This window comes from Nocardioides jiangxiensis, from assembly GCF_030580915.1.
Taxonomy (GTDB): domain Bacteria; phylum Actinomycetota; class Actinomycetes; order Propionibacteriales; family Nocardioidaceae; genus Nocardioides; species Nocardioides jiangxiensis.
In genome coordinates this window covers 620,229-646,000 of the sequence record NZ_JAUQTA010000002.1, presented here as the reverse complement: position 1 = coordinate 646,000, position 25,772 = coordinate 620,229, and the positions used below count along the sequence as shown (strand labels likewise).

Annotated in this window: 26 protein-coding genes; 14 read left to right on the top strand and 12 right to left on the bottom strand. The window is 70.2% G+C overall.

Features of this window, described 5'->3' with window-relative positions; translation table 11 throughout:
• Nucleotides 1–16 precede the first annotated feature (16 nt).
• Nucleotides 17–1,615, bottom strand: coding sequence for an ABC-F family ATP-binding cassette domain-containing protein (locus Q5722_RS14540; RefSeq protein ID WP_305028982.1), 1,599 nt, complete (start codon nucleotides 1,613–1,615; stop codon nucleotides 17–19).
• Between the two features lie 58 nt (nucleotides 1,616–1,673).
• On the opposite strand from Q5722_RS14540, the gene ypfJ reads away from it, so the two are divergent.
• Complete coding sequence (gene ypfJ / locus Q5722_RS14535) at nucleotides 1,674–2,591, top strand: KPN_02809 family neutral zinc metallopeptidase (protein WP_305028981.1); 918 nt, start codon at nucleotides 1,674–1,676, stop codon at nucleotides 2,589–2,591.
• 2 nt (nucleotides 2,592–2,593) lie between these two features.
• Here ypfJ and Q5722_RS14530 read toward each other — a convergent pair whose 3' ends face one another.
• Nucleotides 2,594–3,475 (bottom strand): phosphotransferase, encoded by an 882-nt coding sequence (locus Q5722_RS14530; RefSeq protein ID WP_305028980.1) that lies wholly within the window; start codon nucleotides 3,473–3,475, stop codon nucleotides 2,594–2,596.
• 84 nt (nucleotides 3,476–3,559) lie between these two features.
• Between Q5722_RS14530 and Q5722_RS14525 the strand changes: the two genes are divergently transcribed.
• Nucleotides 3,560–3,766 (top strand): hypothetical protein, encoded by a 207-nt coding sequence (locus Q5722_RS14525; RefSeq protein ID WP_305028979.1) that lies wholly within the window; start codon nucleotides 3,560–3,562, stop codon nucleotides 3,764–3,766.
• A 31-nt stretch (nucleotides 3,767–3,797) separates the two neighbouring features.
• Complete coding sequence (locus tag Q5722_RS14520) at nucleotides 3,798–4,538, top strand: PIG-L deacetylase family protein (protein ID WP_305028978.1); 741 nt, start codon at nucleotides 3,798–3,800, stop codon at nucleotides 4,536–4,538.
• A gap of 96 nt (nucleotides 4,539–4,634) precedes the next feature.
• Here the strand turns inward: Q5722_RS14520 and Q5722_RS14515 are convergent, their stop codons facing one another.
• Genes Q5722_RS14515 through Q5722_RS14480 form a run of 8 tightly spaced genes read right to left on the bottom strand, consistent with a single transcriptional unit; the run spans nucleotide 4,635 to nucleotide 11,176 of the window.
• Nucleotides 4,635–4,946 carry a metal-sulfur cluster assembly factor gene (locus Q5722_RS14515; protein WP_305028977.1) on the bottom strand — a complete coding sequence of 104 codons (312 nt, stop codon included), beginning with the start codon at nucleotides 4,944–4,946 and terminating at the stop codon, nucleotides 4,635–4,637.
• A complete protein-coding gene (gene sufU, locus Q5722_RS14510) occupies nucleotides 4,943–5,401 on the bottom strand; it encodes a Fe-S cluster assembly sulfur transfer protein SufU (RefSeq protein WP_305028976.1) in 459 nt (152 codons plus the stop codon). The genes Q5722_RS14515 and sufU overlap by 4 nt, the downstream gene beginning before the upstream one ends.
• A gap of 4 nt (nucleotides 5,402–5,405) precedes the next feature.
• Nucleotides 5,406–6,680: a cysteine desulfurase gene (locus tag Q5722_RS14505; protein ID WP_305028975.1), complete on the bottom strand. Its 1,275-nt coding sequence runs from the start codon at nucleotides 6,678–6,680 to the stop codon at nucleotides 5,406–5,408.
• Nucleotides 6,681–6,682: 2 nt separating this feature from the next.
• Nucleotides 6,683–7,441: a Fe-S cluster assembly ATPase SufC gene (gene sufC, locus Q5722_RS14500; protein ID WP_305028974.1), complete on the bottom strand. Its 759-nt coding sequence runs from the start codon at nucleotides 7,439–7,441 to the stop codon at nucleotides 6,683–6,685.
• Nucleotides 7,438–7,788, bottom strand: a complete 351-nt coding sequence (locus Q5722_RS14495) for a non-heme iron oxygenase ferredoxin subunit (RefSeq protein WP_305028973.1) — start codon at nucleotides 7,786–7,788, stop codon at nucleotides 7,438–7,440. Before Q5722_RS14495 ends, sufC begins: the two co-directional genes overlap by 4 nt.
• The gene (gene sufD / locus Q5722_RS14490; RefSeq protein WP_439652504.1) at nucleotides 7,788–8,981 is read right to left on the bottom strand and encodes a Fe-S cluster assembly protein SufD; all 1,194 of its coding nucleotides are present in this window, start codon (nucleotides 8,979–8,981) and stop codon (nucleotides 7,788–7,790) included. Before sufD ends, Q5722_RS14495 begins: the two co-directional genes overlap by 1 nt.
• 60 nt (nucleotides 8,982–9,041) lie before the next feature.
• Nucleotides 9,042–10,472 carry a Fe-S cluster assembly protein SufB gene (sufB, locus tag Q5722_RS14485; RefSeq protein WP_305028971.1) on the bottom strand — a complete coding sequence of 477 codons (1,431 nt, stop codon included), beginning with the start codon at nucleotides 10,470–10,472 and terminating at the stop codon, nucleotides 9,042–9,044.
• Complete coding sequence (locus Q5722_RS14480) at nucleotides 10,469–11,176, bottom strand: helix-turn-helix transcriptional regulator (protein WP_305028970.1); 708 nt, start codon at nucleotides 11,174–11,176, stop codon at nucleotides 10,469–10,471. The genes sufB and Q5722_RS14480 overlap by 4 nt, the downstream gene beginning before the upstream one ends.
• A 159-nt stretch (nucleotides 11,177–11,335) precedes the next feature.
• Between Q5722_RS14480 and Q5722_RS14475 the strand changes: the two genes are divergently transcribed.
• The 4 genes from Q5722_RS14475 to Q5722_RS14460 all read left to right on the top strand — a co-directional run bounded on the left by Q5722_RS14475 (nucleotide 11,336) and on the right by Q5722_RS14460 (nucleotide 15,212).
• Entirely contained in the window at nucleotides 11,336–12,145 is an 810-nt protein-coding gene (locus Q5722_RS14475; RefSeq protein WP_305029082.1) for an ABC transporter ATP-binding protein, read from the top strand.
• Nucleotides 12,142–12,915 (top strand): ABC transporter permease, encoded by a 774-nt coding sequence (locus tag Q5722_RS14470; protein ID WP_305028969.1) that lies wholly within the window; start codon nucleotides 12,142–12,144, stop codon nucleotides 12,913–12,915. Before Q5722_RS14475 ends, Q5722_RS14470 begins: the two co-directional genes overlap by 4 nt.
• 1 nt (nucleotide 12,916) lies before the next feature.
• Entirely contained in the window at nucleotides 12,917–13,780 is an 864-nt protein-coding gene (locus Q5722_RS14465; RefSeq protein ID WP_305028968.1) for a COX15/CtaA family protein, read from the top strand.
• A gap of 121 nt (nucleotides 13,781–13,901) precedes the next feature.
• Complete coding sequence (locus tag Q5722_RS14460) at nucleotides 13,902–15,212, top strand: adenylate/guanylate cyclase domain-containing protein (protein WP_305028967.1); 1,311 nt, start codon at nucleotides 13,902–13,904, stop codon at nucleotides 15,210–15,212.
• Nucleotides 15,213–15,215: 3 nt separating this feature from the next.
• On the opposite strand, the gene Q5722_RS14455 is transcribed toward Q5722_RS14460, so the two are convergent.
• Nucleotides 15,216–16,127: a heme o synthase gene (locus tag Q5722_RS14455; protein ID WP_305028966.1), complete on the bottom strand. Its 912-nt coding sequence runs from the start codon at nucleotides 16,125–16,127 to the stop codon at nucleotides 15,216–15,218.
• Nucleotides 16,128–16,297: 170 nt separating this feature from the next.
• On the opposite strand from Q5722_RS14455, the gene tkt reads away from it, so the two are divergent.
• The 7 genes from tkt (at nucleotide 16,298) to Q5722_RS14420 (ending at nucleotide 24,198) form a co-directional block, all read left to right on the top strand.
• Complete coding sequence (tkt, locus tag Q5722_RS14450) at nucleotides 16,298–18,415, top strand: transketolase (protein ID WP_305028965.1); 2,118 nt, start codon at nucleotides 16,298–16,300, stop codon at nucleotides 18,413–18,415.
• 30 nt (nucleotides 18,416–18,445) lie between these two features.
• The gene (gene tal, locus Q5722_RS14445; protein ID WP_305028964.1) at nucleotides 18,446–19,546 is read left to right on the top strand and encodes a transaldolase; all 1,101 of its coding nucleotides are present in this window, start codon (nucleotides 18,446–18,448) and stop codon (nucleotides 19,544–19,546) included.
• Nucleotides 19,543–21,216: a glucose-6-phosphate isomerase gene (pgi, locus tag Q5722_RS14440; RefSeq protein ID WP_305028963.1), complete on the top strand. Its 1,674-nt coding sequence runs from the start codon at nucleotides 19,543–19,545 to the stop codon at nucleotides 21,214–21,216. The genes tal and pgi overlap by 4 nt, the downstream gene beginning before the upstream one ends.
• Entirely contained in the window at nucleotides 21,216–21,935 is a 720-nt protein-coding gene (pgl, locus tag Q5722_RS14435; protein ID WP_305028962.1) for a 6-phosphogluconolactonase, read from the top strand. The genes pgi and pgl overlap by 1 nt, the downstream gene beginning before the upstream one ends.
• Nucleotides 21,936–22,051: 116 nt before the next feature.
• On the top strand, nucleotides 22,052–23,326 hold the full coding sequence (locus Q5722_RS14430; RefSeq protein ID WP_305028961.1) for an HNH endonuclease signature motif containing protein: 1,275 nt from the start codon (nucleotides 22,052–22,054) through the stop codon (nucleotides 23,324–23,326).
• Nucleotides 23,327–23,421: 95 nt separating this feature from the next.
• Nucleotides 23,422–23,583, top strand: coding sequence for a cupin domain-containing protein (locus Q5722_RS14425; RefSeq protein ID WP_305028960.1), 162 nt, complete (start codon nucleotides 23,422–23,424; stop codon nucleotides 23,581–23,583).
• Between the two features lie 84 nt (nucleotides 23,584–23,667).
• Complete coding sequence (locus Q5722_RS14420; protein ID WP_305028959.1) at nucleotides 23,668–24,198, top strand: hypothetical protein; 531 nt, start codon at nucleotides 23,668–23,670, stop codon at nucleotides 24,196–24,198.
• A gap of 367 nt (nucleotides 24,199–24,565) precedes the next feature.
• On the opposite strand, the gene Q5722_RS14415 is transcribed toward Q5722_RS14420, so the two are convergent.
• Nucleotides 24,566–25,579, bottom strand: a complete 1,014-nt coding sequence (locus Q5722_RS14415; protein ID WP_305028958.1) for a helix-turn-helix transcriptional regulator — start codon at nucleotides 25,577–25,579, stop codon at nucleotides 24,566–24,568.
• Between the last annotated feature and the right edge of the window lie 193 nt (nucleotides 25,580–25,772).

Genomic DNA, 25,772 nt, shown 5'->3' with positions numbered 1-25,772 from the left:
GGCGAGGGCGCCGGGATCAGGCGAGCGAGACCAGGTCGGCGTAGTCGTCGCTCCACAGGTCCTCGTCGCCGTCGGGGAGCAGCAGCACCCGGTCCGGCTCGAGGGCGTGGACGGCGCCTTCGTCGTGCGTGACGAGGACGATCGCGCCCTCGTAACGCCGGATCGCCGCCAGGACTTCCTCACGCGACGCCGGGTCGAGGTTGTTGGTCGGCTCGTCCAGGAGCAGCACGTTGGCGGACGAGACGACGAGCGAGGCCAGCGCGAGGCGGGTCTTCTCGCCACCGCTCAGCACGCCGGCGGGCTTGTGCGCGTCATCGCCGCTGAAGAGGAACGAGCCGAGCACCGAGCGTGCCTCGGAGTCGGTGAGCTGCGGGGCGGCGTACTGCATGTTCTGCAGCACCGTCTTGCTCGTGTCGAGCGTCTCGTGCTCCTGCGCGAAGTAGCCGATCTTGAGGCCGTGGCCGGGGATCAGGCGTCCGGTGTCGGGCTCGGTGACGCCCGCGAGCATGCGCAGCATGGTGGTCTTGCCCGCGCCGTTGAGGCCGAGGATGACCACGCGCGAGCCCTTGTCGATCGCGAGGTCGACCGAGGTGAAGATCTCCAGCGCGCCGTAGGACTTGGAGAGGTCCTCGGCCATGAGCGGCGTCTTGCCACACGGCTGCGGTGAGGGGAACTTGATCGCGGCGACCTTGTCGGACTGGCGCTCGCCCTCGATGCCCGAGGAGATGCGCTCGGCGCGCTTGAGCATCGACTGCGCGGCCGAGGCGCCGGAGGCGCGGGCCTTCATCCGGTTGGCCTGGTCGGTGAGCGTCTTGACCTTGTTCTCGGCGTTGAGGCGCTCGCGCTTGCGGCGGGCCTCGTCGGTCTGGCGCTGCTTCAGGTAGGGCTGCCAGCCGACGTTGTAGATGTCGATGACCGCGCGGTTGGCGTCGAGGTGGAAGACCTTGTTGATCGTCGCGTCGAGCAGCTCGGTGTCGTGGCTGATCAGGATGACGCCACCCTTGTACTGCTGCAGGAAGCCACGCAGCCACACGATCGAGTCGGCGTCGAGGTGGTTGGTCGGCTCGTCGAGGATCAGGGTCTCCGCCTGGGAGAAGAGGATCCGGGCGAGCTCGATGCGGCGGCGCTGGCCGCCGGAGAGGGTCTTCAGCTCCTGGCCGAGGATCCGCTCCTCGATGCCCAGGCTGGCCGCGATCTGCGCCGCCTCGGACTCGGCGGCGTAGCCACCGGCGGCGTGCATCTCGTCGTCGGCGCGGGACCAGCGCTTCATCCCGCGGGCCGCGACCTCGGGGTCCTCGGAGGCCATCTCGACCTCGGCCGCACGCAGTCGGCGTACGACGTCGTCCAGAGCGCGCGCGGACAGGATCCGGTCCCGGGCGATCTGCTCCGGGTCCCCCGACCGCGGGTCCTGCGGCAGGTAGCCGAGCTCGCCGCTCACCGTCACGGTGCCCGCGGCAGGCTGGTTGTCGCCCGCGAGGATCTTGGTCAGCGTCGTCTTGCCGGCACCGTTGCGCCCGACGAGGCCCACCTTGTCGCCGGCTGCGACGCGGAACGAAACGTTCTCCATGAGGAGGCGCGAGCCGGCACGGACCTCGAGGTTCTGGCAAGTGATCATCTCGGGCGCCTAGTGTACGGGCGGAAGCTCGGTACTCCCCCATCGGAAGGAACCCGTGATGCGGTTCAACCCCAAGGCAGACATCAGCGGCGGCCAGGCGTCTGGTTCGAGCGGCGGCGGGGGCGGCTTCGGAGGGGGGCTGGGCGGCGGTGGCCTGGGCGGGCTGCCCATCCCCGGCGGCTTCGGCATCAAGGGGACGATCGTCATCGTCATCCTCTACGTGATCCTCAGCATGTGCGGCGTGCTCCCCGGTCCGGGCGGGGGCAGCGACCCCAACCCCGGCGCCGGCTCCTCCACCACCGAGACCGGCGACTACGCCAGCTGCAGGACCGGCGCGGACGCCAACAAGTCCCGCGTCTGCGAGCGGAAGGCGATCATGCTCTCGCTCGAGGTCTTCTGGAAGGGCCAGCTCGGCAACCAGTTCCAGCCGTCCGACCTGCGCACGTTCAGCGGCCAGACCCAGACCGGCTGCGGTGCCGCGAGCGCGCAGATGGGCCCCTTCTACTGCCCCACCGACGGCCACATCTACGAGGACCCGAGCTTCTACTCCTCGATGCTCGAGCAGATCGGCGGCGCGGACCAGCCCTTCGTCGAGCCGTACGTCCTGGCCCACGAGTACGGCCACCACATCCAGGACATCACCGGGGAGATGAAGAACGTCCGCACCCAGCAGGGCGCGAACAGCGACTCCGTCAAGCTGGAGCTGGAGGCCGACTGCTACGCCGGCGCCTGGGCCAAGGGCGCACTCGGCACCGACGACGGCAGCGGCCAGAAGATCTTCGAGTCGATCACGGAGCAGGACATCACCGACGCGATCGACGCGGCCCGGGCGGTCGGCGACGACTCCATCCAGAAGAAGACCCAGGGCTCGGTCAACCCCGACTCGTGGACGCACGGCTCGTCCGAGCAGCGCATGACCTGGTTCAAGACCGGCTACTCCGGCGACCTCAACTCCTGCCGCGCGATCTGGGGCTGACCTCAGATCAGGGCTTCGAGCTGCGGGAACTGCCGCTGCAGGGCCGCGAGGTACGGCGCCACGCTCGGGTGGCGGTACTTCGCGGCCAGCGCGCCGCTCCCCTCGGCTGCCCGCGCCAGCGCCCAGTCGGCACGCGAGAGCGCCGTGTAGACCGCGGTGACCTGTGCGCCGAGCCGCGCCTGCTCGATCGTGGCGACACCGTCCGGCAGGCCCGCGACATAGGCCTCGAGCAGGACGTCGAACTCCTCGCGCGCCGAGAGCGACCAGTAGCCGAGGTCGGAGCCCACGGGCCCGGTGCCGAGGTTGGACCAGTCGATGGCGAGCACCGCGTCGTCGTCGCGACCGAGCAGGTTGGCGGGCACGGGGTCGCCGTGCTGCGCTACCTGCGGCAGCTCGGCCAGGGCGGCGAGGAAGTGACCGCGCCGCTGCCAGAGGCGGTCGGCGAGGTCCGCGACCGTCGTCCGGGCCAGCGTCGTCCAGCCGCCCCGGCGCTCGGTCGCCGTCATCCGCTGCCCGAGCTGGTCGCGACAGAGCCACGGCGCCGAGCCGAGGTCGGCGCCGGCGAAGCGGCCCAGCGCCTGCGCGACGAACGGCCCGGGCAGCACCTGCGGGACCACAGCGGCGTACCAGAAGGTGAGGCCGTCACCGTCCTGCTCCACGCGTACGACGGCCGGCCCGCGCAGTCCGGGGGTCGACTCGACGATGCCCGAGGCCGCGACGTCCGCCTGACGCCGCCACCACCCCACGGAGTGCGGTGCCACCGGGTCCTCACCGGTGGGGGCGGCGAGGCGCTTCACGATCAGGTCGCCGTCGCGCCAGACGCCCAGCGTCGACGCTCCCATCCCGCTCGGCAGGCGCTCCCAGTGCGCCTCGGGCTGCCACATGCGTCGCACGTTAGCGGGCAGCAGCCACGAGTGCCCGGATCTCGCGTGGTGGAACCGGCGTGACGGGGTTACCGTCGAAGGATCATGAAGCCCTTCGCGCTCGGTCTCGTCCTGCTGGCGGCAGTGACCGGCTTCAGCCTGCTCGGACACGAGTCCGCACCCGTTGCCGTGCCGGCCGCCACGCTCATGGTCGTGCCCCACCCGGCGCCGACGCCTCCGGGCGACCCGGAGTGGAGCGTGCGGCCGATCCCGACCGGTGGCTGGGACGACGACGGCCTCCTGCACCGTTGACGGTGCGGGCGGCCGGGAGGACGCTCGACGCATGGACGAGAAGCTCCCCCTGTGGCCCACCGACGGCATCGAGCGCGTGCTCTGCGTCGTGGCGCACCCCGACGACATGGAGTACGGCGCGTCGGCAGCCGTCGCCGCCTGGACGGCCGCAGGCATCGAGGTGCGCTACCTGCTGCTGACCCGCGGCGAAGCCGGCATCGACACGATGCAGCCTGCCGCCTGCGCGACCGCGCGGATGGAGGAGCAGCGCACCGGCTGCCGCGCGGTGGGAGTCGAGCGCGTCGACTTCCTGGAGCATCCCGACGGGATGCTGGTCTACGGCCTCGACCTGCGTCGCGACATCGCTCGCGCCATCCGCGAGTTCCGGCCCGACGCCGTGCTCACCGGCACGTGGCAGGTGGAGTTCATGGGCATGCTCAACCAGGCCGACCACCGCGCCGCGGGCATGGCGACGCTCGACGCCGTCCGCGACGCGGGAAACCGCTGGGTCTTCCCCGAGCTCGCCGAGCAGGGCCTGGAACCGCACTCGCCGCGCTGGCTCCTGGTCACGGCCGACGACCGGCCCACGCACGGCGTCGACGTCACGGGGGCGCCGGTCGAGGCAGGGGTGGCCTCGCTCGAGGCCCACAGGGCCTACCTGGCGGCACTCCCCTGGCACCCCGCGCCGCGTGACCTCGTCGAGTGGATCACGACCGCGCAGGGCAACGCCCTGGGCGTGGCGAACGGGGTGCTCTTCCGGGCGTGGGACTTCCAGGCCCCACCGCCCATGTGACGTCGGATCAGACGTTCCCACGTCGTCTGACGTCCTGCGGGGCTCGCCTCCGCCACACCTCGCTGCGCTCGGCGTGACTCCGGCTCACTCCTCGGATCAGACGTTGAAGCCGAGGGCGCGCAGCTGCTCGCGGCCGTCGTCGGTGATCTTGTCCGGGCCCCACGGCGGCATCCAGACCCAGTTGATCGTGACGTCGTTGACCAGGCCCTCGAGCGCCGAGTTGGTCTGGTCGGTGATGACGTCGGTGAGCGGACAGGCCGCGGACGTCAGGGTCATGTCGAGGACGACGGCGTCCTCCTCGACGTGCACGCCGTAGACCAGGCCGAGGTCGACGACGTTGATCCCGAGCTCGGGGTCGACGACGTCCTTCATCGCCTCGGTGATCTGCTCGATCAGCTGCTCGGTCATGCCTTCTCCTCCGTCTGGCCGCCAGCGAGTGACTGGGCGGTCGCGTCCTTCCATGCCATCCACGACAGCAGTGCGCACTTCACGCGGGCCGGGAACTTCGCCACGCCGGCGAAGGCGATGCCGTCCTCGAGGACGTCCTCGTCGGGCTCCACCTGGCCCTTGCCCTGCATGAGCTCCTGGAACTTGGCGTGGATCTCCATCGCCTCGTCCACGGGCTTGCCGTGGAGCAGCTCGTAGAGCACCGACGCGGAGGCCTGCGAGATCGAGCAGCCCTGCGAGTCGTAGGAGATGTCCTCCACGACCCCGTCGTTGACGTGCACGCGCAGCGTGATCTCGTCACCGCAGGTCGGGTTGACGTGGTGCACCTCGGCCTCGAACTCCTCGCGGAGTCCCTTGCCGTGGGGGTTCTTGTAGTGGTCCAGGATGATGTCCTGGTACAGCGCGTCGAGATCCATAGGGTCAGCCCAACTTGAAGTAGCTGCGGGTGTATTCCAGGCCCTTGATCAGCTCGTCGATCTCCGCGGGCGTCGTGTAGAGGTACGACGACATCCGGGTCGAGGCCTGCACGCCGAAGCGCTTGTGCGCCGGCTTCGCGCAGTGGTGGCCGGCGCGCACGGCGACGCCGCGCGAGTCGAGCACCTGCGCGATGTCGTGCGGGTGCACGCCCTCGAGCTCGAAGGAGATCGCGCCACCGCGCTTCGCGGCGTCGCGCGGACCCATGACGGTCAGGCCCGGGATCGTCTGCAGCCCGTCCAGCGCGTACGCCGTGATGGCCTGCTCGTGGGCGTGGATCCGGTCCAGCCCGACGTGCCCGAGGTACTCCACCGCGGCGCCGAGGCCCACGGCCTCGACGATCGGCGGGGTGCCCGCCTCGAAGCGGTGCGGGATGCCGGCGTACGTGGACTTCTCCATCGTGACGGTCGCGATCATCTCGCCACCCCCGAGGAACGGGGGCAGCTGCTCGAGCACGTCGCCGCGGCCCCAGAGCACGCCGATGCCGGTCGGGCCGACGACCTTGTGGCCGGTGAAGATCACGAAGTCGGGCCGCTCCTCGGGCGCCATGCCGGCGAGGTCGATCGGCAGCACGGGCGCGGCCTGCGAGGCGTCGACGACGACGAGCGCGCCGACCTCGTGGGCCCGGCGGGTCAGCTCGGCGACCGGGTTGATCGTGCCCAGCATGTTGGAGACCCAGGTGAAGGCGACGACCTTCGTGTTCTCCGTGATCAGCTGGTCGATGTCCGACAGGTCGAGCTCGCCGTCGTCGGTCAGGCCGAACCACTTCAGGTCGGCGCCCGTGCGCTGCGTGAGCAGCTGCCACGGCACGATGTTGGAGTGGTGCTCCATCTCGGTGATGACGACCTGGTCGCCCTCGCCGATCTGGAAGGGCGACTTCCAGGCCAGCACGTTGGCGACCAGGTTGAGTGCCTCGGAGGCGTTCTTGGTGAAGATGACCTCGTCACGCGAGGGCGCCCCGAGGAACGCCGCCACCTTGTCCCGGCCCGCCTCGAACGCCTCGGTCGCCTCGGCACCGAGCTGGTGCATGGCACGCGCGATGTTGGCGTTGTGCCGCTCGAGGTGGTCGACCATCGCGTCGATCACGATCTGCGGCTTCTGCGAGGTGTTGGCCGAGTCGAGGTAGACCAGCGGCAGCCCGCCTGCGAGCGTGCGCTCCAGGATGGGGAAGTCGCTGCGGATGACCTCGAGGTCGCTCAGCAGGCCGGGAAGGGCGGACATGGTCAGACGCCAGCCTTGACGTACTTGTCGTAGCCCTCGGCCTCGAGCTGGTCGGCCAGCTCGGGACCGCCCTCCTCGGCGATGCGGCCGTTGACGAAGACGTGGACGAAGTCCGGCTTCACGTAGCGCAGGATGCGCGTGTAGTGCGTGATCAGCAGGACACCCTTGCCGTCGCGCTCCTTGAAGCGGTTGATGCCCTCGGAGACGACCTTGAGCGCGTCGATGTCGAGACCGGAGTCGATCTCGTCGAGCAGCGCGACCTTCGGGTCGAGCAGGTCCATCTGCGCGATCTCGTGGCGCTTCTTCTCACCACCGGAGAAGCCCTCGTTGACCGAGCGCTGCGAGAACGCCGGGTCGAGGTTCATCTTCTCGAGCGCGCCGTTGACGTCCTTGACCCAGGTACGGAGCTTCGGGGCCTCGCCGTCGAGGGCGGTCTTCGCCGTGCGGAGGAAGTTGGCGACCGAGACGCCGGGCACCTCGACCGGGTACTGCATGGCCAGGAAGAGGCCGGCCTTCGCGCGCTCGTCGACGGACATCTCGAGGACGTCCTCACCGTCGATCGTGACGGAGCCCGAGGTGATCGTGTACTTCGGGTGGCCGGCGATGGAGTAGGCCAGCGTGGACTTGCCGGAGCCGTTGGGGCCCATGATCGCGTGGGTCTCGCCGTCCTTGATGGTCAGCGTGACGCCCTTGAGGATCTCCTTCGCACCGTCCTCGGTGTCGACGGAGACGTGCAGGTCCTTGATCTCGAGGGTGCTCATGCGGGGGTGACTCCATTCAGGGTGGTGGTGACGTCGACGTAGACGTCGCCATCACGGATCTCTACGGGGAAGGTGGCGACGGCTTCGGTCGCCGGGAAGCAGGTGGGCTTGCCGCTGCGCAGGTCGAACGTCGACCCGTGCAGGTAGCACTCGACGGTGCAGGTGCCGTCGGCGTCGACGGCCACCTCACCCTCGCTCAGCGGGATGTTGGCGTGGCTGCACAGGTCCTGCAGCGCGAAGACCTCGTCACCGTGCTTGGCCAGCGCGATGTCGTAGCGGTCGACGGTCACGCCGAACGCCTCGTCCTCCGGGATGTCGGCCAGGGCGGCCGCACGCTCGAAGGCCATCAGGCCTCCCCGCCGTCGGACGCAGCCTCGAGGACGTTCTTCGCCAGCTCCGCCTCGACGGTCGCGACCAGGCTCTCCTCGAGCTCCGGCACGTCGATGTGGCGGATCAGGTCATTGAAGAAGCCGTGCACGACCAGGCGGCGCGCCTCCTTCTCGCTGACGCCGCGGGAGCGCAGGTAGAAGAGCTGGTTGTCGTCGAAGCGGCCGGTGGCGGAGGCGTGGCCCGCGCCCTCGATCTCGCCGGTCTCGATCTCCAGGTTCGGCACGGAGTCGGCCTGGCACCCGTCGGTGAGGACCAGGTTGCGGTTCTCCTCGTAGGTCTCGATGCCCTCGGCGACCTTGCGGATCAGGACGTTGCCGATCCAGACGGTGCGGGCACCCTCACCCTGCAGCGCGCCCTTGTAGACGACGTTGCTCTTGGTGTTGGGCGCGGTGTGGTCCACGAACAGGCGGTGCTCGATGTGCTGGCCCGCGTCGGCGAAGTAGAGGCCGAGCATGTCGACCGAGCCGCCGGGGCCGGCGTAGTCGGCGGTGGTGTCGTGGCGGACCACCGAGCCACCGAAGGTCACGTCGACGTGCTTGAAGCTGGCGTCGCGGCCCACGCGGACGTGACGGTGGCCAATGTGGACGGCGTCGTCGGCCCAGTCGTCGATCGAGACGACGGTGAGCTGCGCGCCGTCACCGACGACGATCTCGACGTTGTCGGTGAGCGTCATCGAGCCGGTGAAGCGGAAGACGACGGTGGCCTTGGAGAACGGCTCGGCAGTGAGCACGACGTGCGACGCGGTCGCCTCGTCCTCGGCCGAGGACGCGGTGCCCTTCAGGTCGACGTAGACCGGCTGGTCCGCGACGTACTCCTTGGGGATGCGGACCGTCAGCGTCTTCGACGCGGCGTCCCACGTGCGGGCCGCGATGCGGTCCCACGGCACCAGGCCGGACGCGCCACGGCCGGCCTCGGCGGAGTCGACGACCGCGGTCGCGACACCCTCCGGCGCGGTGATGTCGGCGGCGTACGACGCGCCGCCCAGCGGGGCGTCGGCGTGCAGGCCACGGAGGCGCTTGAGCGGGGTGAACCGCCAGATCTCCTCACGGCCGGTCGGCACGGCGTGGTCGGCGAGGTCGAAGGACCCCTCGGGGTGCAGGTGGGACTCCACCTTGTCGAGCTCCAGGGCGGCGCTCACGTTCTCAGTCACAGTCACGGTTTGTTGCTTTCGTACGCGGGTCGTCAGTGGGTGCGGTGAGGGCTGACCAGGTCAGCCGACCGCGCCCTCCATCTGCAGCTCGATCAGGCGGTTCAGCTCGAGGGCGTACTCCATCGGGAGTTCCTTCGCGATCGGCTCGACGAAGCCGCGGACGATCATGGCCATGGCCTCGTCCTGCTCCATGCCGCGCTGCATCAGGTAGAAGAGCTGGTCGTCGGAGACCTTGGAGACCGAGGCCTCGTGACCCATGGAGACGTCGTCCTCACGGATGTCGACGTAGGGGTAGGTGTCCGAGCGGGAGATCTGGTCGACCAGGAGCGCGTCGCAGAGGACGTTGCTCTTGGAGCCGTGCGCACCCTCGTTGACCTGGATCAGGCCGCGGTACGACGTGCGGCCACCGCCACGCGCCACCGACTTCGACAGGATCGAGGAGGAGGTGTTCGGCGCGGCGTGGACCATCTTCGCGCCGGCGTCCTGGTGCTGGCCCTCGCCGGCGAACGCGATCGACAGCGTCTCGCCCTTGGCGTGCTCACCCATGAGGTAGACCGCCGGGTACTTCATGGTGACCTTGGAGCCGATGTTGCCGTCGACCCACTCCATCGTCGCGCCGGCCTCGCAGACCGCGCGCTTGGTGACGAGGTTGTAGACGTTGTTCGACCAGTTCTGGATGGTCGTGTAGCGGCAGCGGCCGCCCTTCTTGACGATGATCTCGACGACCGCGGAGTGCAGCGAGTCCGAGGAGTACACCGGGGCGGTACAGCCCTCGACGTAGTGCACGTAGGCGTCCTCGTCGACGATGATCAGCGTGCGCTCGAACTGGCCCATGTTCTCCGTGTTGATGCGGAAGTAGGCCTGGAGCGGGATGTCGACGTGGACACCCTTCGGGACGTAGATGAACGAGCCACCCGACCACACGGCGGTGTTGAGCGCGGCGAACTTGTTGTCGCCGACCGGGATGACGGTGCCGAAGTACTCCTGGAAGAGCTCCGGGTGCTCCTTCAGCGCGGTGTCGGTGTCGAGGAAGAGCACGCCCTGCGCCTCGAGGTCCTCGCGGATCGAGTGGTAGACGACCTCGGACTCGTACTGCGCGGCGACGCCGGCGACGAGGCGCTGCTTCTCCGCCTCCGGGATGCCGAGCTTGTCGTAGGTGTTCTTGATGTCCTCGGGCAGGTCCTCCCAGGAGGCGGCCTGCTTCTCCGAGGAGCGCACGAAGTACTTGATGTTGTCGAAGTCGATCTCGTTGAGGTCGGAGCCCCACGTCGGCATCGGCTTGCGGTCGAAGAGCTTCAGGCCCTTGAGGCGCAGGTCGAGCATCCACTGCGGCTCGGACTTCTTGCCCGAGATGTCGCGAACGACGTCCTCGTTCAGGCCACGCTTCGCGTTGGCGCCGGCGACGTCCTTGTCGGCCCAGCCGAACTCGTACTTGCCGATGCCCTTGAGCTCGGGGTTGAGCTCCTCGATGGCGTTGGGGGTGGTCGTCATCGCGACTCTCCGTCCTTGTTGCTGGCCCGCTTGTGGGTGATGGTCTGGGGGATGCAGGTGGTGCAGACGCCGTCGCCGTGGGCGATCGTGGCGAGCCGCTGCACGTGCGACCCGAGGACCCGGCTGAACGCCTCGGTCTCGGCCTCGCACAGCTGCGGGAACTCGTGGGCCACGTGCGAGACGGGGCAGTGCTGCTGGCAGAGCTGGTCACCGATCGGCGCCTGGCGGACGCCGGCCGCGTAGCCACCGCGCGTGAGGACCTCGGCGAGGGCCTCGGCCGGCGACAGCTCCGGCTGCTCCGTCGTGACCACGGCGTAGTCACGCTCGATGAACTCGACCCGCTGGCGGGCGAAGGCGATGACCGCCTCGTCTCCCCCGGTCTCGCGGAGGAAGCGGAGCGCCTGCGTGGCGAGGTCGTCGTACTGGTTGTCGAGCTGGTCGCGCCCGGCCTGCGTGAGGCGGAACGCGCGCGCCGGACGGCCTCGACCGCGGGTGCCCGGGAGCGCGCGCTGCTCGGTGGCCTCGAGGGTGCCGGCCTCGACCAGGTGGTCGAGGTGGCGACGCACGCCGGCCGGCGTGAGGTCGAGCTCGGCGGCCAGGTCGGCGGCCGTGCGGGGACCCTGCTCGGCGATCAGGCGGATCACGCGCGCACGCGTCGAGGCGTCCCCGTCAGGGACGACCGTCGAGATCCGCTCGAATTGCACAACAACATTGTGACGTTAATGCCTGCCGCGCTCAACGAAGGGTCCCCTAAGTCACGCCGCCGGGTGAGCGATCTCTCTCCGGAACCCGTGCCGCCGCTCCCTACACTGTGGCGCGTGCCCGAATCCTCCGCTCCTGCCGTCGAGATCGACGGCCTGGTGATGCGGTACGGCGACAAGGTCGCCGTCGACGGACTCTCGCTCACGGTCGAGCGTGGCTCCATCACCGCTGTCCTCGGCCCGAACGGGGCCGGCAAGACCACCACCCTCGAGACCTGCGAGGGCTTCCGGCGCCCGCAGTCCGGCCACGTCCGCGTGCTCGGGCTCGACCCGGTCAGCCAGCGGCGCGAGCTGCTCCCCCGCATCGGCGTGATGCTGCAGAGCGGCGGCGCATGGTCCGGCGTACGCGCGGAGGAGATGCTGCGCCACGTGGCGAAGCTCCACGCCAACCCGCTCTCCGTCGACATGCTCGTGGAGCGACTGGGCCTCGGCGAGTGCGGCAGGACCCCGTTCCGTCGCCTGTCGGGAGGCCAGCAGCAGCGCCTCGGCCTCGCGATGGCGGTCGTCGGCCGCCCCGAGCTGGTCTTCGTCGACGAGCCGACCGCGGGCATGGACCCCGCCGCCCGGCGTACGACGTGGGAGCTGCTGCAGGAGCTGCGCGCCGACGGCGTGACCATCGTCCTCACGACGCACTACCTGGAGGAGGCCGAGCGCCTCGCCGACATGGTGCACATCATCGACCGCGGCCAGCTCATCGCGACCGGGTCGCCGGAGGAGCTGACGCGCGGGTCGTCCGCGACCGTGCGCCTCGTGGTGGACCGTGAGCTCCCGGCCGACGCCGAGGCGGCGCTCCGTGCGGCCGTGTCCTCCTGGAGCGAGGAGCACCAGGTCGGCCTCCAGTCGATCAGCTTCGGCTCCCGCACCCTCGAGGACGTCTTCCTCCACCTGACCGGACGGGAGCTCGAGGCATGAGCGGCGTCTTCACCCCCATGCCCGGTGCCGCGCCGCTGGCGCAGCAGGTCCGCGCGCAGGCCGCGATGGAGACGAAGCTGCTCCTCCGCAACGGCGAGCAGCTGCTCATCGCGCTGGTGATCCCGGTCCTCGCGCTCGTCGGCGGTGTCGTCGGCGCCGAGCGTCTCGGGCTCACCTTCGACCACCGGGTCGTCGACGTGCTGACGCCGGGCGTGCTCGCGCTCGGCGTGATGTCGACGTCGTTCACCTCGCTGGCGATCGCCACCGGCTTCGAGCGTCGCTACGGGCTGATCAAGCGCCTCGGCGCCTCGCCGCTCCCCCGGTTCGGGCTGCTGCTCGGCAAGGTGATCGCGCTCTTCGGCGTGATGGTCCTGCAGGCGATCGTGATCTCGGCGGTCGGCTTCGCGCTCGGCTGGCACCCGCACGGGGGCGTGGTCGGTGCGGTCGTGGCGCTCTCCGGCGCCTTCCTCGGCACTCTCGCCTTCGCCTCGCTCGGCCTCTTCATGGCCGGCACGCTGCGCGCCGAGGCCACCCTCGCGGCGGCCAACCTGATCTACCTGCTGCTGATGATGGGCGGCGGCGTGGTGCTCCCCCACACCTCGTACGGCGGTGGCGCCGGCGTCCTGCGCCTGCTGCCGTCCGGCGCGCTGGGGGACGTCATGCGCGCCGGCCTCGCCGACGGGCAGTGCGACGCGCTGGGGATGTTCGTGCTCATGGTCTGGGCGATCGCAGGCTCCCTGCTCGCCGGCCGATTCTTCAAGTGGGAGTGACATGTCGTCCCTGACCGCCTGGTGCCGTGCGCACCTCGCCGGCCTCGCCATCGCCAACCTGGTCGCCAACATCGTCATCGTCATGACCGGCGGCGCCGTGCGCCTGACCGCCTCCGGCCTCGGCTGCCCCACCTGGCCCAAGTGCACCGACGACAACCTCGTCTACCACGACGACCTCGGCCTCCACGGGGCCATCGAGTTCGGCAACCGGATGCTCACCTACGTGCTCGTGGCGATCGCCGTCGCATGCGTCATCGCCGCGTGGCAGCGCCCCGGCGTCGTACGACGCCTGGCGCTGGCCGTCCTGCTCGGTATCCCGCTGCAGGGAGTCGTCGGCGGCATCACCGTGTTGACCGACCTCAACCCGTGGATCGTCGCGATCCACCTGCTGCTCTCGATGGGCATGGTCGGCCTCTGCGTGTGGCTGGTCGACGAGGTCACGGGCCCGGTCCGCCCGGCCGCCACGGCGTCGTCCCGGGCCCTCGCCTGGTCGGTGCTCGCGGTCGGCGCCGTCGTCCTCTGGCTGGGCACCGTCGTGACCGGGTCCGGCCCGCACGCCGGCGACGAGAAGGCCCCGCGCAACGGTCTCGACCCTGCTGTCGCCTCGCACGTGCACGGCGTCGCGGTCTGGGCGCTCGTGCTGCTGACGCTGACGCTGACCGTCGTCGCCGCCCGCCGCAACGAGCGGACGCTCGCGTTCTTCGCCTCAGTCCTGCTCGCGATCGAGCTGGGCCAGGGCGTGCTCGGCTACGTGCAGTACTACACCGACCTGCCCGGTCTCCTGGTCGGACTGCACATGCTCGGGGCTGCACTCGTCGCCGCCGGCCTGGCGCGGGTCGTCCTCACCACGCGCGCACGCGCCTGACCACAGGCGCGTCCGGGCCCCGGTAGCGGAGGCCGAGGGGTCGGTGACCACGCCTTCCCGAATGTCCGGTTCGGGACGACACTGAGGGTGACGGCCGCCCGGCCGCAGTCAGGGGCCAGCCATGACGCTCGACCAGTACCAGTACGCCGCCGTCGCCCTCGCCGCGGTCACGGGCGGCATGGCGCTGATCCTCACCTTCGGACTCGGCTGGACCCGGTCGAACGCCTTGGCCGGGATCTTCTCCGCGACCGTCGGCCTCGCCGTCGCGACCATGCCGGTGTACACCGACCGCGTGGACACAGCACATCCGCAGACACTCGCCCGGCTGCAGGGACTCCTCGAGGCTGCCGCCGTCTCCCTCGCCGGCCTGTACATGCTCTCCCTGCTGGCCACCTCCCAGCTGCGCGGTCCCAGGGCCACCGTTGTCCGCACCAGTGCGATCGTGGCCATCGCGCTCGGCCCGGTCCTCGGCGTCCTCACCGTCGCCTTCCCCGCCCAGCACCTCAACGACTACGAGCTCTCCCTCCTCGAGCCCGGTGCCCTGTCGACGCCCGGCTTCTGGGTCTTCGCCGGCTTCTGGCTGGTGGCCATCGTCCCCTTCAGCCTCGGGTGGGGCGGACTCGCCATGGGCGGGCTCGACCACGCCGAGGAACGCCGTGCGCTCGCGTTCATGGTCGCCTCGGCGTTCGTGATCGCCGCGACCGTGGCCCCTCCCATCGCAGCCGGCCTCTGCATCGCCACCTGGATCTGCCTGTGCCTCTGGGGACAGCTGGAGCTCGCGACGATGCAGGCCGAACGGAGCGTCTTCCTCAGCCGCTTCCTCTCACCGCAGGTGAGCCAGCTCGTCGCGTCGCGCGGCATGGTGGAGGCGATGAAGCCCCACCAGGCCGAGCTCACGGTCGTCTGCGCCGACCTGCGCGGCTTCACGTCGTACTCGGAGGGGGTCCCGTCCCAGGCCGTCGTCGACCTCCTCGCCGACTACTACGAAGCGGCCGGTGGGGTCGTCGCGAAGTACGGCGGCACGATCACCAACTACGCGGGTGACGGCATCCTGATCCTCGTCGGGGCACCGATCGCCGATCCCGACCACGCCGCGACCGGGCTGCGCCTGGCGCGCGAGCTGCTCGCGGCCGTCGAACCGGTCGTGGCCCGTTGGGAGACCCGGCACCACCCGCTCGGTCTCGGCGTCGGCGTGGCCAGCGGGCGCGTGACCGTCGGCGCCATCTCGGCGGAGACGCGCATGGAGTACACCGCGATCGGCATGCCCGTGAACCTCGCCGCCCGCCTCTGCTCGCACGCGCTCGCCGGGGAGGTGCTCCTCGACGCCTCGGCCGCGCAGGAGTGCCGCGCCGCCGACCTCGAGCCGCGGGGTGAGATGCAGGTCAAGGGGTTCGCCGACCCCCAGCTGGTCTACGCGGTCGGGAAGGGCTGACGCTCAGCGCGAGATCAGCGGGTCGATCGCGACGGCGACGAAGAGCAGCGAGAGGTACAGGTTGGAGTGGTGGAAGAGCCGCATCGGCTTGATCACCGACAGCTCCTCGGTGCCCTTGGCGCGGTGCGCCATCCGGTGCGCCTCGACGAGGAAGACCACGCCGAGCACCAGGGCAGCCGCGGGGTAGAACCAGCCGAGGTCGCCGATCGGCCACAGGGCCAGCGACGTCGCGACCATCACCCACGAGTACAGGACGATCTGGCGGCCCACCTCGGCGGCGGGCTTCACGACCGGCAGCATCGGGACGTCGACGTTGGCGTAGTCCTCGCGGTAGCGCAGTGCCAGCGCCCAGGTGTGCGGCGGCGTCCAGAAGAAGACCACGAGGAAGAGGATCACCGGCGTCCAGGCGAGCTCGCCGGTGACCGCGGTCCAGCCGATGAGGGCCGGGAAGCAGCCCGCGATGCCGCCCCACACGATGTTCTGCGTGGTGCGGCGCTTGAGCAGCATCGTGTAGATGAAGACGTAGAACGCGTTGGCGCCGATCGACAGCTCCGCCGACAGCGGGTTGACCCCGAACCACAGGATCACCGTCGACAGCACCGCGAGCACGGTCGCGAAGACCAGGGCGCCGCGGGCACCGACGATGTGGCGCGGCAGCGCGCGACGCCGCGTGCGGCGCATCTGCTCGTCGATGTCGCGGTCGTAGACACAGTTGTACGCCGACGCGGAGCCGGCGCTGAGCGTGCCACCGAGGACGGTCCAGATCACCTTGTCGAGATCCGGCACCCCGCGGGCGGCGAAGAACATCACCGGCACCGTCGTCAGGAGCAGCAGCTCGATGACCCGCGGCTTCGTCAGGCCGACGTAAGCACCGACGACGTCCTTCCACGTGGAGGGTCGGTCGTCCGCCGTCACAGCCGCAACCGGCTGATCGACGCCCGATGCGGGCTGGTCGACGTACGTCACTGGAACCTCTGGGGAACGGGGTGGGATGCGGGTCGAGTCTAACGGCACGACCGACTAGGCTCGGACTCGTTGCCGAGACCGGGCAACGTGCCGATCATCACCCTCAGGAGAGGACCCTCGTGAGCCCCGCTGCCACCCCGCTGGACTGGACCGATCTCGACCGGCGGGCGGTGGACACCGCACGCGTGCTCGCGATGGACGCCGTGCAGAAGGTCGGCAACGGCCACCCGGGCACCGCGATGAGCCTCGCGCCGGTCGCCTACCTGCTCTACCAGAAGGTCATGCGGCACAACCCGGCCGACCCGTCCTGGATCGGTCGCGACCGCTTCGTGCTCTCGTGCGGCCACTCCTCGCTCACGCAGTACGTCCAGCTGTACCTGGGCGGCTTCGGCCTCGAGCTCGAGGACCTCAAGGCGTTCCGCACGTGGGGCTCCAAGACGCCGGGCCACCCGGAGTACGGCCACACCGCCGGCGTCGAGACCACCACCGGTCCGCTCGGTCAGGGCATCGCGACCGCCGTCGGCATGGCGATGGCTGCGCGCCGCGAGAAGGGTCTGTTCCACCCCGACGCTGCGGACGGGGCCTCGCCGTTCGACCACGACATCTACGTCATCGCCTCCGACGGTGACCTGCAGGAGGGTGTCTCGGCCGAGGCGTCGTCCATCGCCGGGCACCAGCAGCTGGGCAACCTCACCGTCATCTACGACGCCAACCGGATCTCGATCGAGGGCGACACCGACGTGTCGTTCTCCGAGGACGTGGCGGCGCGCTACGCCGCGTACGGCTGGGACGTCCACCACGTCGACTGGACCAAGGGCGGCGACCACGCCGACGGTGCCGGCTACCACGAGGACATCGAGGCCCTGTACGCCGCGATCCAGGAGGGTCGCACGGTCACCGACAAGCCGACGCTGATCGTCCTCAACACCATCATCGCGTGGCCCGCCCCCAACGCGCAGAACACCGAGGCCTCCCACGGCTCGGCGCTCGGCGACGCCGAGGTGGCGGCCACGAAGAAGGTCCTCGGCTTCGACCCGGAGCAGAAGTTCGAGGTCCCGGCCGAGGTGCTCGCACACTCCCGCGACCTCGTCGCCCGCGGCAAGGCCGCCGAGCAGGCCTGGACCGCGGAGTACGACGCGTGGGCCGCCGCCCACCCGGCCGAGCTGGAGATCCTCGAGCGCACGAAGACCCGCGCCCTGCCCGAGGGCCTGGCCGAGGCGCTGCCGACGTTCCCGGCCGACGCCAAGGGCGTCGCCACCCGCGCCGCGTCCGGCAAGGTCATCAACGCCATCGCGCCGCTGATGCCGGAGCTGTGGGGTGGCTCTGCCGACCTCGCCGGCTCCAACAACACCACGATCGAGGGCGCGCCGTCGTTCCTGCCGGCGGCGCACGCCACGCACGACTGGAAGGCCGACCCGTACGCCGGCCGCGTGCTGCACTTCGGCATCCGCGAGCACGCCATGGGTGCCATCCAGAACGGCATCACGCTCCACGGCGGCACCCGCGTCTTCGCGGGCACGTTCCTCCAGTTCGCCGACTACATGCGTCCGGCGGTCCGTCTGGCGGCGCTGATGAAGGCGCCGGCCATCTACGTCTGGACCCACGACTCCGTCGGTCTCGGCGAGGACGGGCCGACGCACCAGCCGATCGAGCACGCCGCCGCGCTGCGCGCGATCCCCCACCTCGACGTGGTCCGCCCGGCCGACGCCAACGAGACGGCAGCTGCCTGGCTGACGATCCTGGGCCACACCGACCGTCCGGCCGGCCTGCTGCTGAGCCGCCAGAACCTTCCGACGTTCCCGCGCGGCGAGCAGGGCTTCAACACGACCGAGGACGTCGCCAAGGGCGGCTACGTGCTGATCGACGCCGAGGGCGGCGAGCCGGACGTGGTGCTGATGGCCACCGGCTCCGAGGTGCAGCTCGCCGTGGCTGCGCGCGAGCAGCTCAAGGAGAAGGGCATCAACGCGCGCGTCGTCTCCCTCCCCTGCATCGAATGGTTCAACGCGCAGACACAGGGGTACCGCGACAGCGTGATCCCGCCGACGGTCAAGGCACGCGTCTCGGTTGAGGCGGGCATCGCCCAGGGCTGGCGCGAGCTGGTCGGCGACGCCGGCCGGATCGTGTCGATCGAGACCTTCGGTGCGTCGGCGTCGGCCGAGCGCATGTTCGCGGAGTACGGCATCACGGCGGACGCGGTCGTCCGCGCCGCCGAGGACAGCATCGCCGCCACGGCCTGACCCAGACCCGCTACACGAGGAGCAAGACTCATGTCCGCACGACTCGAAGCACTCTCCGCAGCCGGTGTCTCCATCTGGCTCGACGACCTCTCCCGGGAGCGTCTCGAGACCGGCAACCTCGCCGAACTCGTCGCCACCTCGTCGGTCGTCGGCGTGACCACCAACCCGACGATCTTCGCGACCGCCCTGGCCAAGGGCGAGCGCTACGACGCGCAGCTGCGCGAGGTCGCCGCCCAGGGCGGCACCGCCGCCGACGCGATCCTCGCGCTGACGACGGAGGACGTGCGCAACGCCTGCGACGTCCTGCGTCCCGTCTACGACGAGGACCCGTTCGACGGCCGCGTCTCGATCGAGGTCGAGCCGGGCCTGGCGATGGACACCGACGGCACCATCACCCAGGCACGCGAGCTCTGGCAGGCCGTGAGCCGGCCGAACGTGATGATCAAGATCCCCGCTACCAAGCCCGGCCTCCCGGCGATCACCGCGGCGATCGCGGCCGGCATCAGCGTCAACGTGACCCTGATCTTCAGCAACGAGCGCTACCGCGAGGTCATGGACGCCTACCTGACCGGACTCGAGCGGGCCGTCGCCGACGGCGTCGACATCTCCTCGATCCACTCGGTCGCGTCGTTCTTCGTCTCGCGCGTCGACTCCGAGGTCGACAAGCGCCTCGACGCCATCGGCACCGAGGAGGCCGCTGCCCTCAAGGGCAAGGCCGCCCTGGCCAACGCCTGGGCCGCGTACGCCGCGTACCAGGAGGTCTTCGGCAGCGAGCGGTTCGCGGCGCTGGCCGGCGCCAACGTGCAGCGTCCCCTGTGGGCCTCCACCGGCGTGAAGGACCCGGCGTACCCGGACACGCTCTACGTCAGCGAGCTCGTGGTCGACGGCTGCGTCAACACCATGCCGGAGAAGACCATGCAGGCCTTCGCCGACCACGGCGAGGTCACCGGCGACACGGTCACGGGTCGTGGCGCCGAGGCGGCCGAGGTGTTCGCAGCCCTGGCGGCCCTCGGCGTCGACTTCGACGACGTCCTGGAGGTGCTCGAGCGCGAGGGCGTCGAGAAGTTCGACGTGTCGTGGGCCGAGCTCGTCGACACCGTCACGACGCAGCTGGCGGCGGTCGCCCCGTGAGCAAGCAGCCGCCGGTCGACGCCACCAAGACGACCGCGTGGCAGGAGCTCAGCCAGCACGCGACGTCGTTCCAGCCCGACCTCCGCGGCTGGTTCGCAGCCGACGCCGGTCGCGTCGAGCGGATGACGTTCGACGCCGCCGACCTCCACGTCGACCTGTCGAAGAGCCTGGTCACGCCCGAGATCGCCCAGACGCTGCTGGACCTGGCCGACCAGGTCGGGCTCGCCGAGCGCCGCGACGCGATGTTCAACGGCGAGCGGATCAACGTCACCGAGAACCGCGCGGTGCTGCACACCGCCCTGCGCGCACCCGCCGACGCCACGGTGATGGTCGACGGCAAGAACATCGTCGAGGACGTCCACGCCGCCCTCGAGCACATGTACCGCTTCGCCACCGAGGTGCGCTCCGGCGAGTGGAAGGGCGTCACCGGCCGCCGGATCCGCACGGTCGTCAACATCGGCATCGGCGGCTCGGACCTGGGCCCGCTCATGGCGTACGAGGCGCTCGCGCCCTACCGCCACCACGACCTCGAGGTCCGGTTCATCAGCAACATCGACCCGACCGACGCTGCGCGCAAGCTGGCCGACCTCGACCCGGCGTCGACCCTCTTCATCGTGTCGAGCAAGACCTTCACCACCCTCGAGACGCTGACCAACGCGCGCCTGTGCCGTGAGTGGCTGCTGTCGAACCTGCGTGCCCGCGGGCTCATGCGGATCGACGACAAGAACGCCGTGTCGCGGCACTTCGTCGCGGTCTCGACGGCGAAGGACAAGGTCGAGGAGTTCGGCATCGACCCGGCCAACGCCTTCGGCTTCTGGGACTGGGTCGGCGGGCGCTACTCCGTGGACTCGACCATCGGCACGTCCCTGGCGATCGCCATCGGCCACGACCACTTCGCCGACTTCCTGGGCGGCATGCACGCCATGGACGAGCACTTCCGCTCCACGCCGATCGAGCGCAACGTCCCGGCCCTCATGGGCCTGCTGAACATCTGGTACCGGAACTTCCTCGGCGCCGGCACCCACGCCGTGCTGCCCTACTCGCAGCTGCTGCACCGCTTCCCGGCGTACCTGCAGCAGCTGACGATGGAGTCCAACGGCAAGTCGGTCCGCTGGGACGGTTCGCCGGTCACCTCCGACACGGGCGAGGTCTTCTGGGGCGAGCCCGGCACCAACGGACAGCACGCCTTCTACCAGCTGATCCACCAGGGCACGGACCTCGTGCCGGCCGACTTCATCGCGTTCGCCAACCCGGCGTACCCGCTCGTCGACGGCGAGCAGGACGTGCACGAGCTCTTCCTGGCGAACTTCTTCGCGCAGACCCAGGCACTCGCCTTCGGCAAGACCGCGGGCGAGGTGCGGGCCGAGGGCACGCCGGAGCGGATCGTCGCCGCGCGCGTCTTCCCGGGCAACCGTCCGACGACGTCGATCATGGCGCCGGACCTCACGCCGTCCGTGCTGGGCCAACTGGTCGCCCTCTACGAGCACATCACGTTCACGCAGGGCGCGGTGTGGGGCATCGACAGCTTCGACCAGTGGGGCGTGGAGCTCGGCAAGCAGCTCGCGCAGCAGATCATCCCCGCGCTCGGCGACGACACGGAGGCGCTGGAGAAGCAGGACGCCTCGACGCAGGCCCTGATCGACTACTACCACCGACACCGGGGCGAGTGATGACGATCTCCGTCGAGGTCTCCCCCGACGCCGCGCGCCTGACCGAGACGGTGGCCGCGGCCCTGACGGAGCGGCTCGCCGCCATCCAGGCCGAGGGTCGTACGCCGCGGGTCGTCCTCGCGGGCGGCTCGATCATCGAGGAGCTGCACCGCGTGGTCGCTGCGGCTCCGGGCGACGTCGACTGGTCGCGCGTGGAGTTCTGGTGGGGCGACGAGCGGTACGTCGACTCGTGGAGCCCCGACCGCAACTGCCTGGCCGCGCAGCGCGACCTCCTGACACCGCTGGGCGCGTCGCCCGACCTGGTGCACGTCCCGCCTGCGACCGACTCCGGCCAGCCGGTGCAGGACGCGGCTGCGACCTACGCACAGGACTTCCCTGCCGGCGACTTCGACGTCGTCATGCTCGGCATGGGCCCGGACGGGCACACCTGCTCCCTCTTCCCCGGCCGCGAGGACGACGTCCTGTCGACGCTCGACGCAGTCGCCGTCGTCGACTCCCCCAAGCCGCCGGCGCTGCGCCTGTCGATGACCCCGGCGCGCCTGTCCCGGTCGTCGCTCGTCTGGCTCGTGGCGTCCGGCACCGGCAAGGCCGAGGCGGTCCGCGCAGCGCTCGCGCCGACCGGAGGGTCCGTCGATCCCGTCGAGGTTCCCGCTGTCGCTCCACGCGGTGCCGAGGCCACGATCTGGTGGCTCGACGAGGACGCAGCGGCGCTCCTCTGAGATCGACGCCGCTGGCGCGTCTCGACCCGGCACGCTGCTGCTGACCTGCGGAAACTCCTTTCCACAGTCGGACAATTGGGGTCGACTTCGAACACCTGTTCGACCACAATGGAGGCATGACCACGTCCCCCGACCTCGCGCCCGACCTGCTCGCGTTCGCGCGTGAGCAGCGGCGCATCGCGGACCGCGCGGAGGCCGATCTCTTCATGGCCGCCGCGACGTGGGCCGACGAGCACTCGGTCGACTCGGTCGCACCCGCGCGGTCCGACTGGGACGAGAAGGCCATGCCGCTCGCCGGCGAGGGCACACCCGAGGTCGCGGAGTTCTGCGTCGCCGAGCTCGCGGCGGTCCTCGGCATGACGACCCACGCCGGCCGGGCCCTCATCGGCGACGCGCTCGAGACCCGTCACCGGCTCCCGAAGGTCTGGGCTCGCGTCGTCTCGGGCAGCCTGCAGGTCTGGCGCGCCCGCCAGGTCGCCCACCTCACCTACGGTCTCTCGCCCGAGGGCGCGGCCTACGTCGACGACCACGTCGCAGCGTTCGCCCACCGCATCGGCTACGCCGCCCTGCAGAGGCTCCTCGAGGAGGCGCGCATCCGGTTCGTCGAGGGCTACGAGCCTGAGGGCGGGCCGATCCGTCCCGACGGCCGGAAGGTGAGGGTCGGGCTCGGCCAGATCTCCACCAACGGCACCGCCGACCTGTGGGGCGAGCTCGACTACGCCGACGCCTCCGACCTGGAGCGGGCCATCGCCCGCCGTGCCACTGTCCTCGGCGCGGACGGCGGCGCGGGAGCGGGGCTCCCCCTCGACGCGCGACGTGCGCTGGCCCTCGGCGAGATGGCACGCCACGACCTCTGCCTCGACCTCGCCACAGGCGAGCGTTCACCGCGCGCCGGTGGCGGTGTCGAGCTCAAGGTCCACGTCGATGCTCGTGACCTGGCCGCGGACCGCGGCGGCCTCGCACGCGTCGAAGGCACAGGTGGCAACGGTGCCTTCATCACCCTCGATGCCCTCCGTGCCTGGTTGCAGCGTCCCGGTGTCCGCATCAGCGTCCGCACGGTGATCGACACCACCGACACCATCCGGGTCGACCAGTGGGAGATTCCCGACCGGCTCCGCCGCCATGTCACCGAGCGCGACGGCACCTGCCGCTTCCCCTGGTGCAGCCACCCGGGGCATCAGGCAGACATCGACCACGTCGCCCCCTACGACGACGCTGGCCCGCCGGGTCAGACCTCCACCGACAACCTCACGCCCTGTTGTCGCCAGCACCACCGCCTCAAGACCCACGCCGGCTGGAGCTACACCATGCTGGACCCCGGTTATTACCTCTGGCGCTCCCCCACCGGTCACCGGTTCCTCGTCACGCCACGTGGCACCCAGACCCTCTGACGGCCCCGACGCAGCCCGCCCGCGGGACGCTCGTCGACGGCTCGGTGTCGGATGGCCGATCCCACGACGAGCGCTGCTCGTTGACGTTCACCACCATGGACTTCGCTCCCGCACGGCAGTGGATGTTCCTGCTCGCCGGGAGCGGGCAGACGGAAGTCCTCAGGGCCGGCGACGCGATCCTGGTCGAGGACACCACGGGACCAGGCCACGCGACAGAGGTCTTCGAGGACGCGCTGATCGCGACCGTGCAGATCTGAGCGACCCTGCAGTTGCGAACTCAACGCGGCATGAGCGTGCGGTCGAACCGGGCACAGCGACGGGCCGCTCCCTACACTTCGTATGTGCCACGAGCCGAACCCGACGCCCTGCCGTTCGCGCTGCGCGACGGGTGGCCTGAGGCAGTACCAGATTGCAGGGTGACGATAAGGGAAACCGGGATCGCCCTCGGGTCGCTGATGTTGGACGATCATGAGTGGCTGACGATCAGCCAAGTGCCCGTGTTCTCGCTCCGGATCGACGACCACCCAGCGGCCGACGGATGGACCACGACCGATCCGGATGGCACGCAGACGAGTAGATTCTTCGTGATCCCGGTCCGCCCTGTGACGGTCCCCGTTCATGCCCTGGCTCACGGTCGAGCCCTCGAAGAATGGGTGTGGGAGGTACACGGCGCAGTCGGGCGCCTGATGCTCTGGGATGCATCGGCCAGCTGGTGGCTGGCTCAGGACCCGGACCTGGAGCTGGCGTTGGTGTGTGCTCCGGATAGCAAGTTCCGTGCCGGGTCCGACGACCTCTCCTGGTGGTCAATCGGTAGCAATCAGGGCAGACAGAAGGTCGATGATCTGCGCGCCAGGTACGCGGTCGTCACGTAGTAACGAGTGCTGCTGCATCCGACCGCACATCGGCAGATCCGCTCACATTGAGCAGGTGACGTATTGCCTCCCAAGTCGTGAAAGTTCGCCGCGGGAGAGCCGTCAATTCTCAGTGCAAATCGACAGGTGTCGAGATGCAACGAAGATTGAGCAATCGCAAGGTTGCTCAAGATCTACTCGGCAGGTCTACTTTCGGGTCCGATGGGGAGGACGCAGTCGGTCTTGCTCGGCGGGCGTGGGCATGCGACGTTGGCATCCATCGGCAGATCCGTTCAGGTCGCTGAACGACCCGGATCAGGGCACGTCGCTCCGGCCCCGGAGAAGGTAGACGGGCGCGAACAGGTGCCGGCCGCAGCGATCGGGTGCCTCAACCCTGCCGTTTCCAGAACTCGGCCACGGCCATGACCCGGCGGTTGCTCTCGGGGTCGTCGTCGAGCCCGAGCTTCCGGAAGATCGAGCTGATGGCCGGCTCCACCGTCTTGATGCTCAGGCACAGCCGGTCGGCGATCGCGGTGTTCGACAGGCCCTGGGCCATGAGGTCGAGCACGTCGTTCTCCCGTGGGGACAGCTCGGCGAGGCGGCCGCCGGCGCGTTCGACCTCCACGACGTGGGCGAAGCTGTAGCGGTAGATCAGCCAGCCGAGGACCGCCGGCAGCGGTGCGAGCGCCAGCAGGCCCGGTGTGGGGGTGCGGAAGCCGGCGAGGCCGACGGCCAGGGCGACCAGCCCGAGGGCCACCACCGCGACCAGGACCATCAGCTGGCGCCGGACCACGGCGTCGGACTGGAGCCACCGGACGACCAGTGCGGGCAGCCACACCACCTGGATGCCGATGTAGACCGGCACCGAGATCGCCGGCCACACGTCCGCTGCCAAGGCGCCACCCGGCAGGGTGAACGGGAACGGAGTGCGGACGGCGTTCTCGGCGTACTCCACCGGCCAGAGCGCCGACACGGCGCTGAGCACGACGGTGAGGCCGATGCCGACATGGCAGATGCGGCGCCAGGCCGGCGACAGGAAGTTGCCCTCGGGCAGCGCGATGATCATCCAGGTCGTCAGCCCGATCACCATCGCCACCGGCCAGACCCCGAACCACCCCCACCAGGCGTCGCCGGCCGATCGGGAGTCCAGCCCGACCTGCCGGCCGGCGAAGATGACGGCGCTGACCAGGCCCCACACCAGAAGCAGCCGCGCGAGCGGCTGGCCGGGGCGGCGCGAGAGCAGGAGTGCCGCGGTGAACCCCGCCGTCACCGCGAAGATCCCGTTGTGCAGGTTGGAGAGCCACAGACCGCGCAGCAGACCCAGCGTCACGAGCGCGATCGTCGCGCACAGGGCGAGCAGCGTCAGGACCGCTTCGGCGTGACGCGGCTGCTGGTCGGGCATGCCAGCAGTCTGCCGCTCCGGCCGGGGATCGGGTCGGAACACGGGTACAGGGTTTCCCCTGAACCTGCCGTTCGAGGGTTGTCCCCGCCGCGGAGGGGCGGTCCCGAGCCGGACTCTGCGGTATGAACACATCGACTCGAATCCAGTTCGGACTGCTCGCGCTCGGCGGAGTGGCCTTCAACATCGCCGGTCC

Excerpts from the sequence above, each read along its gene's own strand:
- Q5722_RS14515 (WP_305028977.1), bottom strand. The coding sequence starts at position 4,946 with ATGACCGAGCAGCTGATCGAGCAGATCACCGAGGCGATGAAGGACGTC.
- Q5722_RS14475 (WP_305029082.1), top strand. The coding sequence starts at position 11,336 with ATGCGGTACGGCGACAAGGTCGCCGTCGACGGACTCTCGCTCACGGTC.
- Q5722_RS14430 (WP_305028961.1), top strand. The coding sequence starts at position 22,052 with ATGACCACGTCCCCCGACCTCGCGCCCGACCTGCTCGCGTTCGCGCGT.
- Q5722_RS14495 (WP_305028973.1), bottom strand. The coding sequence starts at position 7,788 with ATGGCCTTCGAGCGTGCGGCCGCCCTGGCCGACATCCCGGAGGACGAG.
- Q5722_RS14465 (WP_305028968.1), top strand. The coding sequence starts at position 12,917 with ATGTCGTCCCTGACCGCCTGGTGCCGTGCGCACCTCGCCGGCCTCGCC.
- sufU (WP_305028976.1), bottom strand. The coding sequence starts at position 5,401 with ATGGATCTCGACGCGCTGTACCAGGACATCATCCTGGACCACTACAAG.
- Q5722_RS14460 (WP_305028967.1), top strand. The coding sequence starts at position 13,902 with ATGACGCTCGACCAGTACCAGTACGCCGCCGTCGCCCTCGCCGCGGTC.
- Q5722_RS14425 (WP_305028960.1), top strand. The coding sequence starts at position 23,422 with ATGGACTTCGCTCCCGCACGGCAGTGGATGTTCCTGCTCGCCGGGAGC.
- ypfJ (WP_305028981.1), top strand. The coding sequence starts at position 1,674 with ATGCGGTTCAACCCCAAGGCAGACATCAGCGGCGGCCAGGCGTCTGGT.
- sufC (WP_305028974.1), bottom strand. The coding sequence starts at position 7,441 with ATGAGCACCCTCGAGATCAAGGACCTGCACGTCTCCGTCGACACCGAG.
- tal (WP_305028964.1), top strand. The coding sequence starts at position 18,446 with ATGTCCGCACGACTCGAAGCACTCTCCGCAGCCGGTGTCTCCATCTGG.
- Q5722_RS14470 (WP_305028969.1), top strand. The coding sequence starts at position 12,142 with ATGAGCGGCGTCTTCACCCCCATGCCCGGTGCCGCGCCGCTGGCGCAG.
- Q5722_RS14530 (WP_305028980.1), bottom strand. The coding sequence starts at position 3,475 with ATGTGGCAGCCCGAGGCGCACTGGGAGCGCCTGCCGAGCGGGATGGGA.
- Q5722_RS14525 (WP_305028979.1), top strand. The coding sequence starts at position 3,560 with ATGAAGCCCTTCGCGCTCGGTCTCGTCCTGCTGGCGGCAGTGACCGGC.
- sufB (WP_305028971.1), bottom strand. The coding sequence starts at position 10,472 with ATGACGACCACCCCCAACGCCATCGAGGAGCTCAACCCCGAGCTCAAG.
- Q5722_RS14520 (WP_305028978.1), top strand. The coding sequence starts at position 3,798 with ATGGACGAGAAGCTCCCCCTGTGGCCCACCGACGGCATCGAGCGCGTG.
- Q5722_RS14415 (WP_305028958.1), bottom strand. The coding sequence starts at position 25,579 with ATGCCCGACCAGCAGCCGCGTCACGCCGAAGCGGTCCTGACGCTGCTC.
- Q5722_RS14540 (WP_305028982.1), bottom strand. The coding sequence starts at position 1,615 with ATGATCACTTGCCAGAACCTCGAGGTCCGTGCCGGCTCGCGCCTCCTC.
- pgl (WP_305028962.1), top strand. The coding sequence starts at position 21,216 with ATGACGATCTCCGTCGAGGTCTCCCCCGACGCCGCGCGCCTGACCGAG.
- Q5722_RS14505 (WP_305028975.1), bottom strand. The coding sequence starts at position 6,680 with ATGTCCGCCCTTCCCGGCCTGCTGAGCGACCTCGAGGTCATCCGCAGC.